At 53.5% G+C, this 14,487-nt stretch carries 13 protein-coding genes; 5 read left to right on the top strand and 8 right to left on the bottom strand.

Annotated features, from left to right (window positions below):
- Positions 1-8 precede the first annotated feature (8 nt).
- Positions 9-1,169, top strand: coding sequence for an AMP-binding protein (locus tag BMZ14_RS15235; protein ID WP_218144962.1), 1,161 nt, complete (start codon positions 9-11; stop codon positions 1,167-1,169).
- A 6-nt stretch (positions 1,170-1,175) separates the two neighbouring features.
- On the top strand, positions 1,176-2,009 hold the full coding sequence (locus BMZ14_RS15230; RefSeq protein WP_218144961.1) for an AMP-binding protein: 834 nt from the start codon (positions 1,176-1,178) through the stop codon (positions 2,007-2,009).
- Positions 2,010-2,128: 119 nt separating this feature from the next.
- On the opposite strand, the gene BMZ14_RS03200 is transcribed toward BMZ14_RS15230, so the two are convergent.
- Complete coding sequence (locus BMZ14_RS03200) at positions 2,129-2,425, bottom strand: hypothetical protein (protein ID WP_074794549.1); 297 nt, start codon at positions 2,423-2,425, stop codon at positions 2,129-2,131.
- Between the two features lie 341 nt (positions 2,426-2,766).
- Complete coding sequence (locus tag BMZ14_RS15360; protein ID WP_177186895.1) at positions 2,767-3,387, bottom strand: DVUA0089 family protein; 621 nt, start codon at positions 3,385-3,387, stop codon at positions 2,767-2,769.
- A 485-nt stretch (positions 3,388-3,872) separates the two neighbouring features.
- Here BMZ14_RS15360 and BMZ14_RS03190 point away from each other — a divergent pair, with 485 nt between their 5' ends.
- Positions 3,873-4,106: a hypothetical protein gene (locus tag BMZ14_RS03190; RefSeq protein ID WP_074795524.1), complete on the top strand. Its 234-nt coding sequence runs from the start codon at positions 3,873-3,875 to the stop codon at positions 4,104-4,106.
- 45 nt (positions 4,107-4,151) lie between these two features.
- Here BMZ14_RS03190 and BMZ14_RS03185 read toward each other — a convergent pair whose 3' ends face one another.
- Positions 4,152-4,769: a DUF2238 domain-containing protein gene (locus BMZ14_RS03185; RefSeq protein WP_074794542.1), complete on the bottom strand. Its 618-nt coding sequence runs from the start codon at positions 4,767-4,769 to the stop codon at positions 4,152-4,154.
- Positions 4,766-5,398, bottom strand: a complete 633-nt coding sequence (locus BMZ14_RS03180; protein WP_083396597.1) for a DUF2238 domain-containing protein — start codon at positions 5,396-5,398, stop codon at positions 4,766-4,768. The genes BMZ14_RS03185 and BMZ14_RS03180 overlap by 4 nt, the downstream gene beginning before the upstream one ends.
- A 522-nt stretch (positions 5,399-5,920) precedes the next feature.
- Here BMZ14_RS03180 and BMZ14_RS03175 point away from each other — a divergent pair.
- Positions 5,921-8,341 carry an Agd3-related carbohydrate deacetylase gene (locus BMZ14_RS03175; protein WP_256208347.1) on the top strand — a complete coding sequence of 807 codons (2,421 nt, stop codon included), beginning with the start codon at positions 5,921-5,923 and terminating at the stop codon, positions 8,339-8,341.
- Positions 8,342-8,389: 48 nt separating this feature from the next.
- On the opposite strand, the gene BMZ14_RS03170 is transcribed toward BMZ14_RS03175, so the two are convergent.
- Together BMZ14_RS03170 and BMZ14_RS03165 are read right to left on the bottom strand one after the other, a co-directional pair.
- Entirely contained in the window at positions 8,390-9,589 is a 1,200-nt protein-coding gene (locus BMZ14_RS03170) for a cupin-like domain-containing protein (RefSeq protein WP_074794540.1), read from the bottom strand.
- 417 nt (positions 9,590-10,006) lie between these two features.
- Positions 10,007-11,965, bottom strand: coding sequence for a DNA repair helicase YoaA (locus BMZ14_RS03165; protein ID WP_074795520.1), 1,959 nt, complete (start codon positions 11,963-11,965; stop codon positions 10,007-10,009).
- Between the two features lie 282 nt (positions 11,966-12,247).
- Here BMZ14_RS03165 and BMZ14_RS14990 point away from each other — a divergent pair, with 282 nt between their 5' ends.
- Positions 12,248-12,439, top strand: a complete 192-nt coding sequence (locus BMZ14_RS14990) for a hypothetical protein (RefSeq protein ID WP_177186894.1) — start codon at positions 12,248-12,250, stop codon at positions 12,437-12,439.
- 156 nt (positions 12,440-12,595) lie between these two features.
- Here BMZ14_RS14990 and BMZ14_RS03155 read toward each other — a convergent pair whose 3' ends face one another.
- Both BMZ14_RS03155 and ppk2 read right to left on the bottom strand, forming a co-directional pair.
- Positions 12,596-13,039 (bottom strand): hypothetical protein, encoded by a 444-nt coding sequence (locus tag BMZ14_RS03155; RefSeq protein ID WP_074795518.1) that lies wholly within the window; start codon positions 13,037-13,039, stop codon positions 12,596-12,598.
- Between the two features lie 600 nt (positions 13,040-13,639).
- Positions 13,640-14,455 carry a polyphosphate kinase 2 gene (ppk2, locus tag BMZ14_RS03150; RefSeq protein ID WP_074794531.1) on the bottom strand — a complete coding sequence of 272 codons (816 nt, stop codon included), beginning with the start codon at positions 14,453-14,455 and terminating at the stop codon, positions 13,640-13,642.
- Positions 14,456-14,487 lie beyond the last annotated feature (32 nt).

Genomic DNA, 14,487 nt, shown 5'->3' with positions numbered 1-14,487 from the left:
CGTGGCTGATGCTGGTATCAATAGCTGCTGACCCCATGGGATCGCAAAATACAGACATCATTTCATCCGCGGAGGCGAAGACGCTCGCAGGGCTGTTTGCCTTGCGCATCGAGCGAACTCCGGATTCCCCAGCCTATTGGGAGTTTGACGCCGAGCTCAAAAAATGGCGAAGCTACACCTGGCAGGAAACGGGGGTGCTGGCGGAGCGCTGGAGGCGAGCCCTGGCGCTGGAAAATTTTGCTCCTGGTGACCGGGTGGCGATCCTGCTGCGCAATTCGCTGGAATGGGTATGTTTCGATCAGGCAGCGCTGGCGCTTGGGCTTGTCGTCGTGCCGCTATATCCGTCCGATGCACAGGATAATATCGCTTATATCCTGGCTGATTCAGGGACCCGGCTGCTCCTGGTCGGGACTCAAAGACGATGGGAAACGCTTGCCCAGCTGTGTTCCAATCTCGCTGATTTGCGGAAAGTAATATGTGTTGAGCATCCTTCGGAGGTTGCCGGTAACAAGATAGTGCTGGAAGGCGTGGACGACTGGCTCCAAAGACCGGATCAGGGTGCCAAAGATCAGCCTGCAGAAAAGCAGGCCGATGACCAGAGCGATGTTCACGCCGGGATCCGGCCCACTGAACCTGGTGAGTCGCGCCTTGCTGATCCTCGGACGATCGCAACACTCGCCTATACTTCCGGTACCACTGGCAAACCCAAAGGGGTCATGCTCTCCCACCATAATATCCTGTGGAATGCCGAGGCAGTGCTCAAGGCCATACCGGGCTATCGCGAAGACTTGTATCTTTCGTTACTGCCGCTCTCCCACATGTTCGAGCGCACTGTCGGCTACTATGTGCCTATCATGGCTGGCAGCAGCGTAGCGCACGCCCGTTCTCTCAAGGATCTGGCTGAGGATATGAAGGCGGTACGTCCCAGCATACTTGTCGGGGTGCCGCAAGTTTTTGCAGGTATCCGTATCAAGATACGCCAGCAAGTGGAGGAGAAAGGACAACTCGCCGGACTGTTATTCGGCTGGACAACGGCGGTTGGCTGGGAACGCTTCAGCAGCACGCAATACCGGCAGTCGTGGCACAGAGGGAAGCAGCAGGCGGAGGGGGATGGGCAGGAGAAGAGGACGGGCCAGACACAGCGCCACTGGTGGTATCAATTCACCTAGCCGATTTTGCGGCCATTGGTCGCGGACCGGATTCTGGCTCACTTCGGCGGCCGGTTACGGCTAGCAGTAAGCGGGGGAGGACCACTCAATGGCGACATTTCCAGATATTTCATCGGGTTGGGGCTGCCGGTAGTGCAGGGCTACGGCCTGACCGAGGCCTCACCTGTACTGACAGCCAATCGCCTCGACGATAATATCCCTGAGTCGGCGGGTATGGCATTGCCGGGGGTTGAAATTCTCATTGGTGATAAAGATGAACTCTTGGCTCGCAGTCCCGGCATCATGCTCGGTTACTGGAACAAGCCGGAGGAAACGCGGACCGCGATTGATTCCGAAGGCTGGCTTCATACCGGCGATCAGGCTCGCATCTCGGAAGATCACGTATTCATCTGCGGGCGGCTCAAGGAAATACTTGTCACTTCAACCGGCGAGAAAGTCCCACGCGGCGATCTGGAGATGGCTATTGTTCAGGATCCCTTATTCGAACAGGCGATGATAGTAGGCGAGGGCAAGCCATATCTAGCGGCACTGCTGGTACTGAACCAGCACGAGTGGGAAAATATTGCGGCCGGCCTCGGCGTGAAGGCCGGCGATCCGAGGTCGCTAACGCAATCAGCTGTGCGAGTCGCGGTTCTGAACAAGATCAAAACCGCACTTCGAAGTTTTCCGAAATACGCTCGGGTTCGTGCCGTGCATCTCGCACTCGAGCCGTGGACCGTGGAAAACGGTCTCCTGACGCCCACATTGAAGCTGAAGCGCCCGGAAGTGGAAAAACGTTTCGCGGAAAAGATCGCCGAACTGTACAAAAAGCAGGACGGCGCCGACCCCGAGTCTGAATAATTTTTCGGTTTCCCCTGAACGGATTGAGCGGAGTTACTAGCCGCGCACGTATCTTCCTCGCCAGCTTATGCCTGAGCCACTTGCCCTTGCTGCTGGATGATCGCCAGCCTGTTCAACCGTTACTTTTTTTCACGCTCAAGATCCGCCTTATCTTCGAGCTGATCGGCACGCTTCTCAGCCGTTTCACGTGCGGCGTCCGCAGTGCGGTCGGTTGTGTGGCTATCTATGCCGGGGTCCTGTTTTTCAATCCGGTCAGCTGTTGCTTCGCCTTGCTCGCGTACCGCATCGGCTCTATCTTCCATCTTGTCGGCTTTCTGTTCCAATGCTTCTTCCCGTTTGTCTTCTTGCTTTGATTCACACGCGGCAAGCGCAAATGTCAGCATTGCTGCGGTGAGAACAGGTTTCAAATAGTTCATGATAGTCATCTCCAAGTCGGTTTTTGAATAAACAGTGTAGATGCTGTGGAGGAGTCCTTCTGTACGGTGACACACGCAAAGCCTAAATGCATTAACTGTTTTTGCTGCCGAACCCGCTGGTATTTCCTGGCTGATCCCGTCTGATGTTTCGGTTACTCATTACCGAGGCTTTAATGAAAGGGAACAGGATATTTTTCCTCGGAACGAGATAACATATAGAGGATGTAATGAGGGAGCAGGCCATCAGCACAGCTCATTTCCCTCTGCGCTGAAACACCATCAACCGAAGCCACGCCAATTAAAGCCTCGGAGATTTATCGGCGTGGCTCATCACTGCGTGTTTACGATAGTTGCTCTTCATGCAACCGCCGCCGGGCCATGAAGGCGACGAGGCCAAGTCCTGCGAGTAGCAGGGCATAAGACTCGGGTTCTGGAATAGGAGCGGTGTGCGAAATATACGAAGCGCCAATCGAGGCAGTGTTGACATTCAAAATATCCAGAGCCCAATGTGGATCGCGGGAACCAAAGCTTGTGTTACCGCTGCCCATGAAGCCATCTGCCAATGAAGGGCCATTGGCAAAGCTGCTATATTGCGTGACAGTAGCCGTGTAAGCTCCAGCCGCGAGATTGGTCATCAGGAAAGAGTCGTATCTTAGGCCAGTAACTGAATCAGCGACCGGACTGCCGTCATCGCTCTCATCAATCCCGTCTCCTGTGGATGCATTGAAGAGCGTTACAACCGGATCAAACCCACCTCTGGCAATATCCATTCCCGCGGCATTGGTGCCTCCTGCATAAGACCAGGTACGCAGCATCACATCAGATGCTGCTCCCAATACCGTGAAGTTGAACTCCTGTACCTCATCGACGTCTTTAAATTCTCCGGTAAAAGAAAAATCAGCAGCGTTTGCGGTTCCAGTAACAAATCCGATAGCAAGAATACAGGCTTTAATTATTTTCATTTTTATATCTCCTGAAAAACTACGGGAATAATCCAAGCGTGCGTGAGTACGGCATAGCACTTGTTAGTGCTTATCACCTTATTCCTCACGTACTGCTCAGCCTATAGGAAAGATGCAAATATTCAAGCCCTGATGAGCCATTCGAGCTATTATTTTCGTTCCCGCCGCGGCTCTGGGGTCCAAGGCTGATGCTGGTCCCCAAGGGCGTAAGAAGTTGCGGGTCGCAGCTTCGAAGCTGGCGTATCAACCAGAAGCTATAAGCGAGTAGAAGCGCCGGTAGAAAGTCGCAGCCGGTCATGCCCTGTAACAGGAAGAAAATATGGCCTCTCTGTGCGATAGCGTACCGAACGTCCTGGGGATAAGAAGTATTTGTATGTAGTTATGCGTCCCATGGATCCGGTCAAATTCCACACGCGAATGGAGAGCTCCAGCGGTTAATGTATTTGGAGCAGGCTCGTTCTCGACAACTGACGGAGGAGAAATTCATGCCAAAATGTGATGGATGCGGGAACGACTACGACAAGTCATTCCAGGTGATCGCTTCAAACCAAACCTATACTTTCGATAGCTTCGAATGCGCGATCAACAAACTTGCGCCGAGCTGTGCACACTGCCGTGTGCGAATCATAGGCCATGGTCTGGAGAAAAACGGAGTAATGTTCTGCTGTAATCATTGTGCGGGACAGAAGGGCGTGACAGAACTACGCGACCGCTCTTGAACAAGCTGAGCTGCCGGCTTTGCACCGCATCCCATCCGCTCATCATCAAGGCGGTGCTTTCCGGTTTCCAGGGGTGAACGCACTCGCGCTTACCGTCAAAACTGCCCCGAGCACCGCAAGCCCCATGTCTTTCTGCGCGTCCCAAACATCCCCTTGGAGTCCGAGGTAAGCCGCCCCGAGTTCGGGATTGACAAGCATTGCGATGACCGCTTCGATGATTTCGAAAAAACCGCTGAACGATACGGTTATCGCAACCGGAAGGAGCCACACCCAAAACCCGCGTGCCCGCATCGCGCGCATCAGCACTTCCTGAATCGGATACGCCATGATGCCGAACGAGAAATGCACGATCCTGTCGAAATGATTTCGCTGCAGTTGAAACATGTCTTTGAGCCAGTAGCCCAGCGGCACTTCCGCGTATGTATAGTGGGCGCCTGCGGCATGCATGACGAGAAAGATAAAAATGAGGATGTACGAAACATCCGAAAGCGGTAGCCGGCGATAGGCGAAAATGAGCCCAGGCACAAAGACAAAAACCAGGAGATTTTCGAGTAGCCAGTCGCTGCGTTTTACGGGATCGAGTGCAGCAGTAATCCACACGATCGCATAACAAACGGAAAGGACGTGGAGCAGCCTGCGCTCCCGGAATGGCTTTTCGCTCATGGAGGCATGGCTCTGTTAGCCGCGGCACTCTCTTGCCAATACGTAAAAATCATTGCCGCCGTCGCTCCAAGGGTTGCTGAGGCCAGGTCTAGTTGCATATCCCATTCATCGCCCTGCGCGCCAAGCCATGCCGGACCGGCGCCAGGACTGACGATCTCCGCCACGAACGACTCCAGAACTTCAAAACCGACACTCGCCGCCAGGATCAGACTGACCGGCAACCAGTGTATTGCCGGGCCGCGAAGATTTGCCGTGCGGACCAGAAGTTCATGAAACGGATAGGCCAATAGCAAACCGAATCCGCAATGTATGACCCTATCATACGGATTCCTGCTGAGTCCGAACACCTCCTTGAGCCAAAAGCCGATAGGAGTCTGGGCATAACCTGTGTTCGTGCCGACCGCATGCAGGCTGAGGAAAAGCGCGATCAGCAGATAAGAGCTATTTGAGAAAGCAAACCGCCGGTAAGTCGCCATGAGGATAATGGCGAGGACGACGACGAGAATATTCTCAAGAACCCAGGTCAGCCAGTCCGTCGGATCGATCGCCGTACCGATCCAAACCAGCACATAAGCTGCCAGCACGGTTTGCAGGAAGCGATTTTGAGTAAATGATCGTGAAGCGGTCATAGGTATGCCAGGTGATCGGTTCCGTTCAGAAAAGGGCGGCTCCTGCGCGTCATTTCTGTTTGAGCCCGAACGGACAACAGCGGTTCGACAACAGAAAGCGCAAGAGTAAAAAACTGAATGAGCTAATGGAGATAACGGTCGCCTCCGAGTTTCTAATTTTTCCTTAGCTGAATCTGTACGATGGGTTACATTGGAAAGCTGACCAAATTCTCCGGGAATTGCCTGGCACGTGCGGAACGGAAATGGTCCTTCACTGCCCCGTGTATGAATTTCGAGATCAGTGAAGGACTCGTCTGCCGCTCGCAAGAATTTGACTCTGGAGGCGCAGTGGAAGGAAGATAGCCCGAAAATCACCTGCAACGCTGGCCGCGAGAGCTATATATGGAACTTTAAATGTGGCACGTCCGGTCTAATCTTTTCTGATCATCGCGTCAATATTGACTTTTCTTCGGGCTGGTGGGGTAGGCAAAAACCAGGGATTTGATAATCCTTTTTGTTTTGTTTGCGGTAAGGAGTTTATTAATGAAGCGGAAACTGGGCATAAAACGCGTACTGCTGGCTTCGGCTGCACTGTTCGTCGCTTTAGTTGCCGTGGCGCCGACCGCGTCAGCTGATAATGCCGTCAAACTGAGAATATTGCTCATCACGACAGGCGAGATAGCGGAAGATTTGGGATTCGCTTATATCAAGCCCGTCCTTGACGAAATGGGCGTGCCATATGATGTGTTGAATGCCCAGAAACAGGATTTGACGCTGGCAACACTCGCCTCTTCTCCGGCCGGAGCCATCTGCAAAGCCGAAGATCCAGGTTGTGTGGGCAACTACAACGGCATCATCCTCACCGATGCCGACCTGGTCCCCAACTTCACGCCGTCGGAATGGGACCTGCTGCACGACTACGAGAAAAACTTCGGGGTCCGCGAAGCCGTACTGTCAGGGTGGCCAGCCACATATTCGGATCCGAAGCCGCCTCATGGGGTTTACCTGGATTATGGCCTCGTCTATTCGACGAGCGGAAGCGACTATGATGCGAGGTGGACTGTACCTGCCGCGTACAGCAAGGAAATCTTCGAGTATGTGAATAAGGATAACCCATTTCCAATTACCTATTTTGCCTTTGCGTCCAATCCCCGAAATGACGGTAATGGCTTGCGGGACGGTTCTGTACCGTATGCTGAACCGGTTCTCGAAACCGGGAACGGGGAAGCACTGGTATCCATCGTGCGATACATGATGCCTGGGCGAATCACGCCGGTGCGCGAGGTCTTGATCTCCACGATCACAAATGCGCGATTCCTGGTCCATTCAGAGGTCCTGGCCTACGAATTCGTCAACTGGGCCACGCAGGGGCTATTCGTTGGTTCGCGCTTTATTCATATGGCCGCCCATGTGGACGACTTGTTTCGGCGTAACACTCTGTGGGATCCCGTTCTCAAGAAGGATAGCCCGACCCGCACCTATCGCTTGAACAGCCTTGATATCAACAATGCAGTGAGCAAACAGATCGCCCTTCGTGCCGCGCACCCCGCAGCCGATAATTTCAAGCTGGATTTTGCATTCAATGGTTCCGGGGCGGTTGTCGATCCCGAAGCGGAGCCGCTGACCGCAAATTTGACTGAGGACCTGGTGGCGGCAGTCGTGGCCAACAAAACCCATTTCCGCTTTATCAACCACACCTTCGCTCACGCGGATCTGGACAAGGCACCGGTCCCCGCTGGTGCCCCTTGCGATTACGCGACTTTTACCAACATTCAGGCAATCCGTGCGGAAATTATCAAGAACCGGACGGTCTGGGAGCTTCTGGATCTTCCTGAAAGAAATCAAAATGACCGGGTGCTCATAAGCGGAGGCCACTCTGGCCTGAGAGATCGCAAATGCACGAATGACCCTGCCTTGCACGCGCATATGTTCGATGTTCAGGCTGACGACATAGCACTCGATAAAGGTGGCGCCAATCCGCTATTCCTGAAAGCCGCCGCCAGCGTCAACGTGGACTATCTTGCCGCCGACTCATCGCAGCGTGCAGAGAACGCCGAGCAGTATATTGCTCAGTATGAGGATGGCAGCCGAACGGATCGACTTATACTGCCACGCTGGCCAACGAATATCTTCTATAACGTGACGAATCCGCCCCAGTTGGAAGACGAGTACAACTATATTTACCATGACAGATTCGTTAATGCCGGGCAAAATCCATGTGAAATACCCGGCGCCACCTGCTCTCCCCGGAGCTATGCCGAAATTCTCATGGTTGAAGCCGATATCGCATTGCGGCATATGCTCACCTTTAATAAGTGGCCTCATTTTTTCCATCAGGCGAACCTGGCCAGATACAATGAGAGCGGTAATACACTCGAATTCGACTGGCTCAATGCAGTCTTCACAGAATACGAGCGGCTGTCCACGCTACCAGTCAAGAATTTTCCCTATTATCTGATCGGCGACCTCACCGCAGAAAGCCTTAAGGCCAGATCCGCCGCCATTCAGGCGACATGGAATCGCACGACTAACGAGGTCACCCTGTCCGCAAGCAAAGCCATCCCTTATCTTCGTGCCACGGGTCTCTCTGGAGGAGAGCTGTACGGCGGGCAGCTTATCCGTGAAATTACCGTGGATACGAATTCCACCGGATACACAGTCGACCGGGGTTTGACGCAACCGGTACACGAAGCACGGGGAAAGGCTGCCGAGGCCGGCCAACCGCCCAATGATGAGTACAGAAAAAAGATACGAAAGGCGAATGACCTGAAGCTAAAGGCGCAGGAACCATTGTTCCCCGCCCAGGCAAAATGGCTGGCAAAGGGCTATAAAGAGACCGCGCAAATAGCGGCCCGGCAAGGTGCCGGGCCCCGGCCCATTCTTGATGCCGCGGCTTATTTCGAGAGCGAGTCTGAACCCAGTGCAAGACTTGGCCCGAATAACAGGCGCAGGGATGCACAGTGACGATGGATTCGAACTGAACATCTGGCGCCCTTCCATTAGGCGGTTCTTTCAATAAAGCGCGGTTTCCTGCTCGTTGTGCTCGGTGTCCGCCGCCAGATCGCTAATATTGCCGCGTATGCTGCAGCCGATGACTTCAACGCAGCTTTTCCAGAAGCCAGCCGAGAGTAGTTGCAGGCCGCGGAAATACCTGTTCGAGATCTGCGTCGGCGCGGTATAACGGCAGGTGATTCCCAGACCTTCCTCGTGGAGGTTGATTGTCTTGTGCCACATCCAAGCCGGGAAAAATAAAACGTCTCCCGGGTGCAGGTCGAACTCATAGCGTGGCGCATATTCCATAAGTGCATAAGCATCACGGTCACTCGGTTCGCCATGCTCATCGGCGCTGAATTCGGCAAATCGTCGCATCCCATTCCCCCGTGCTGCCGGGTACAACAACCATGAATATTCCGATTCAATCAATGTCCAGCGTTTGGATCCTGACACGGCCAGATACCAGTTTGGTCCTTCCTCACAGTGGTAGTTGGCGTTCAATCCCGCTCCCAAGCCGAGAATCAAAAAACTCAGAACAGGTTTCGACGGCCGGCCCATGACTGGAAAATATTGATGCGACCGTGGGATATTAAAATACTCGTAAAAACCCGGGTTTTGGTCGAGCAGCAATTGTTGCGGGATTAAATTGCTTCGGCGATCTTCCGCGATCTGGCGCAAAGTCGTATTGACCATTTTCTTGGTGCCCTTGTCCAGAGCCTGAACCACTGTCTCTGGAAATCTTCCCGCGAGTCTTGCGAGTGTCCAGTCCGCAGGTGCATTTTCTACAAATCCGCGCAGCACGCATGGAACGGACCGCTTGACATGCTCATGATAAAACCGGTGCGGCTCGATCTCGCCGCTCTTATACTCTGAAATTGCCAGAACCTGGCGGCGCGATACGCCTCGGCTTTGCAATCGCCGTAGTACCCGTTGCTCAGTCCGGCGGCGGACATCCCGCAAAAGGTCAGGGTTATTCGACAGGTGTTGACACAACATGATGGTCTTCAGTGCCAACACATTCCAATAGCCCAAGGGCAGTACCGGCACACCGCGTTTGCCCATTCGCTCTACAAGAAATGTGCGCAGGAAAAGTTGCTGCTCCACTACCAATTGCCAAATGACGTATAGAATCGTGACCGCGCCAGCCATCGGTGTAGCCACCAGGTTTCGTACCGACGCGAGCGCCGTTCTTTTTTGTGTCTCGCCTGCATTTTCCATTGGATGCCTCCTTTGGTTTCCACCTCAACGTTTAATTTCACCTTGAGAATCGAATTCATGCAAAAGCTTGTCACTTGCTCAGCCCCGGCTTTATTCCAGCGGAACGCTGGATAGATACAATTATAGTTACCGCCGGCGAATTTATTTGACTGTATAAATGCGGAAAATATGAATGTCCTTTCTTGTCGGGCTCCAATGGTTAAAAAGATTATCAAAATAGGCGGATTAAAAAAATACCTGCAATAAAAAGAAAACGGAATAAACGGGGGACAAAAACAAGGGGCCGACTACGGACGCGCTCTTGCTGTTGCGATCGCGGCCTTCTAATGCATCCGGCTACTGGCGCTTGACACTGCTACGGATCAAATACCGGTTACTACAAATCAAAAGGCTGAGAATCCAGCCCGTCTTTGTCCGTCAGACGAATTCGTCGATCCTGGCAAAAAATTCCTCCACTTCCACTAGCTCACGTGTGCGTTTCATGGGCGGCAGGCTTTGCCAGATCTTTCTCCCGTATGGTTTGGTGACAAGGCGCGAGTCGCAGATCATCAACACGCCGCGATCCGTCTCGTCCCGGATCAGTCTCCCGGCTCCCTGTTTCAGGTTGATCACCGCGCGCGGCAGTTGGTACTCCATGAAAGCATTGCGTCCTTCCTTGTTGATTTTGTCGATCCGCGCCGCAAGTACCGGGTCGTCGGGCGGAGCAAAGGGCAGCTTGTCAATGATAACTACCGACAGCGCTGCACCGCGCACGTCCACCCCCTCCCAGAAGGACTGGCTGCCGATGAGCACGGCGTTGCCCATTTTTCGAAAACGCTCCAGCATGTGGGAGCGCGAGCCCTGGCCTTGCAGCAAAACAGGATAGTCGAGTTGTTCCCGTTTGAATGCCTCCAGCAGCAATTCATGCACCCGCTGCATGGCCCGAAGGCTGGTGCACAGGAAAAAAGCCCGTCCGCCGCTAGCCTTCAGTACCGGCAGCGCTGCTTTTACCACTTCTTCCGTATATTTGAGATTGTTGGGTTCCGGCAAGCATGCCGGGACGTACAGCAGTGCCTGGTTGGGGAAGTCAAAAGGACTGTCCCAGCAGGCCGATCGGGCTGCATTCGGATCGATGCTCAAGCCCATTTCACTGTTGTAATGGGAAAAATCGCCTTTTACCGACAGGGTTGCGGAGGTGAATATCCATGCGCGTGGAGAGGCGCTCAACTGCTTGTTGAATATTTCCGCAATGGAAAGCGGAGTAGCATTAAGTTGCAACGCCTGGCTGAACACTTCTACCCATCGCACGAATCCTTCGGTTTCCGCCTGGTCACGCCAGCGTTTCATGCTGGCGGCGATTTCACGCGCTCGTTGCCAGCAGTTTTCCAATCCCTCCGAACGTTCCGCCTGGCTCTCCAGCAACTCAACCAGAGCGCCCAGCTTTTTTAGCAATTCATCCAGTCCAACGCCGAATTTCGCGTTTTTCATTATCGCAGCCAGCGGCATGCGGCTATTCTCGCCTTCGACGGTAAGACGGAAATCGCGCGCCGCCTTTTCCATCTCCATAATAGCCTGGGGCAGGGGGGTAAAATCCTTCGCTCCCCGCAGCGCTTCGACTTCGGCATCCCGCGCAAGCTCCAGCAACTGGCTGGTGCTGACGGACTCCCCAAAAAACAGGCTGGCGGTTTCAGGCAATTGGTGAGCCTCGTCGAATACAACCGTGTTGCAGGCGGGGAGCAGTTCGGCCAGTCCTTCATCCCGCAGCATGACGTCCGCAAAGAATAAATGATGATTGACCACCACCACATCCGCTGAAAGCGCCTGTTTACGGGCCTCCATCACAAAACAATTCTTGTAATGGGGACACTCGGAGCCAAGACAGTTGTCGCGAGTGGAAGTCACGTGCTGCCAGACCCCGGCATTTTCCGGGACTTCGCTCAAGCCGCTTTTATCGCCGCTTTTGCTGACATTCGCATAGCGCTCGATCAGCTTCAGATACTTCACCTCTTCACGGCTGGCAAGGTTGGGGCGACCATCCTGCACCGTTCGCTCGAGATGATAGTGGCAGACGTAATTGGCTCTTCCCTTTAATAACGCCACAGTGGCTGGCGCCTTCAGTGCTGTTCGCACCGTAGGAATGTCGCGGTTGAAAAGCTGATCCTGCAGGGTTTTGGTGCCCGTGGAAATGATCACCTTTCCGCCAGCCAGCAACGCGGGAACGAGATAGGCAAAGGTCTTGCCTGTACCGGTGCCCGCTTCCGCAACAAGAACGGAGTTCGCAATAATGGTTTCCGCGATGGCCTGCGCCATTTCCAACTGCTGCGAGCGAACACTGTAACCGGGCACGGCGCCGGCAAGAGGACCGGCAGCGGAAAAAAAGAAATCGATATCAGGCATGGAGGAAGCCGGGATGACTTCCTCCATGATAACGCAGTGCCTCGAATAAGGCACCGGTAAAAAGCTCAAACTGTGACGTTGATTCGTGGACTCTACCTGGCTGCTCATGCTGCCGGGAGGCAAGACAATATCCCCGTTCCTTAGGGAATAGCCGGGCTCGGGGCACAGCGTCTCGCCGAAACGAATAGCCGATTCCTGAAATTCTCGCTGAAAGGAGGGGGGCGGCACGCGCTACCTCTAACCGTTCTGGATTTTCTTGTTACCGGCCTTGCGAGGGGGCGCATGATGCCCGATCTGATGCGTTTTTTGCCAAACACGATTACACAGCGGATCGCTGAAAACATCCCTTTTTTGAATGATGTTTCGTGCCAGTCCGTTCAACGCAGCGATGCTGATTATCGTACAGATAACAAGAACGGTCAGCGGAAGCCGCTTTTTCGACACGAACAGCAGCGATACCTTCCTGAATATTAATCGAACGGATTTCATATCATCAATGAAGGGCATCCGCCGGTGGGCTGTCACTCGATCTCTGCCACCGGGCCCTCGCTTGTCGCGGGTCTAGGAATATAATAAAAATAAGTTACTTCGCTATAGTTACCTCGGCATTCCGGTTGTTATTCCGGTTTTTCAGTTATTTTTGGAACGCGCGCCGGCATGGGCTTCAGCTGTCTTATGGCCGGAATCGGTATTACCTTCCTGTTCAAGTTTGGCCGCAATCTCACGATGTAAAGCCGCCTTGCTCAGGCTTGTCTTTGCGGCCTGCTCGTACCTGACCATCAAAGCCCATGTATGGGATTGCTGATCCTGTGCTCGGCGGCCATACAGATAGCTTTTTTCCTGATAATGCTGAAGCAGTTTTTTCTGCTCCTCTGCCCTTTCTCCCATCTCTTTAGCCAGGTTTTCAAAATAGCTGGCCAAGACGTCGTGATCACTACGTGTTCTGGCATTCTGAACCGTTTTACGCAGTGCGGGACTATCGATTGTTTGATACGGGCTCATTGGTGCGCATGAAGTCATCAAACCCAGCATTGACCCCATCGATGCGATTGCCAGAAGCCTCTGTGTTTTCATGCGACACCTGCTGTAACTGCGGCTCACATGGGCTAATTCATTGGCCAAATACACCGCTGGATTATCGCCCATCAGGTGTAGATTACCAATTTTAACTCAACTTTGTCAACTTTCTTATGTGTAAAGTGTCTCAATGAATAAGAGCGAAAGAGCAGGAGGTAAGCCGGCGGTAGACAAGCGGCAGCTTTTTATTGCATTCACAGTTCATCCGGCTTATGGCGCATATGGTATGCGACAGGAAAGAATACCTGCCCGAGGCTGAACCGCCAGGAAGGCGAATGCTGCAGCCGGGCAGCAAATCGCAGGGTTAACGTTTCCGTAGCTGGTTCCGGTTTAATGTGCGTGGATTATACGAGGTCGACAGCGAAGAAGGACGATCACGGAAATCGCGCGAACGAATGCGGCGGCATCTTGACGTACGGGAAGGCAAAGTGTTATGGCGGAGGCAACGCATCCTCGGGGAGGTGGACGCGTCCCTTTACTGTATCGCTGGCCTCCCGGCTGAAAGATGTTGCCGCTCCACATTCGGGGATGCATGCGTCGCCCGCAGGGTAGGAACTGCGTGCCCATGGGTTGAGGCGGGGTGAAACCGACGCCCCGTTATGAAGCCAGCAGACCTTCCTCTATGAAGGAGGCTTCGAACGTCGTGGCTATTCGCGGGTCGGGCAGAATCAGCCGCTCGTCCCTGTCGTCATATTCCAGGCGGCTGAGCATGTTCTTGATGAGATTGATCCGCGCCAGCTGTTTGTCATCGGCATGCACAATTATCCAAGGTGTAATGAGGTTGTGGGTGTGAACCAGCATCTTGTCTCGCGCCAAAGTATATTCATCCCATTTCTTCAACGCATGCTCATCAAGCGCGCTGACTTTCCATTGCGCAAGCGGGTCTTTCTTGCGCTCATTCAGGCGTTTTTCCTGTTCCGGTTTACTGATGTCGAGGTAATACTTCAGGAGTTTGATGCCGGAACGTATCAGCATATGCTCGAATTCCACCACCGAGCTCATGAACTCATCATACTCGTCAGCAGTGCAGAAGCGCATGACATGCTCCACTCCCGCACGGTTGTACCAACTGCGGTTGAACAGCACAAGTTCCTGTGCGGCGGGTAGATATTGAACGTAACGCTGGAAATACCAGGAGCTGCGGTCCCGGTCCGATGGCTTGCCCAGCGCTATTACACGCGTTTCCCGCGGACTCAGGTGCTGGGTGATGCGTTTGATCGTTCCATCCTTTCCCGCCGCATCCCGACCCTCGAAGATTATCAGAATCCTGTCATCGAATTTGATGAGGTGCCGCTGCAGTTTGACAAGTTCGATCTGCAGTTTATAAAGCGTTCCCTCATAGACTTCTTTTGACAGTTGAGGCACCCGCCTGCCGGTTTCCCGTATCTCTTTCTTATGGTCTTTTTTTCTCATGGCTGATATTTATTAATGGATTTGAGCAGTGT

It is taken from the genome of Nitrosospira briensis (genome assembly GCF_900115125.1).
In the GTDB taxonomy this organism is placed as follows: Bacteria; Pseudomonadota; Gammaproteobacteria; order Burkholderiales; family Nitrosomonadaceae; genus Nitrosospira; species Nitrosospira briensis_A.
Note: the sequence above shows the minus strand (reverse complement) of the source record. Positions and strands in the feature narration are given on the sequence as shown.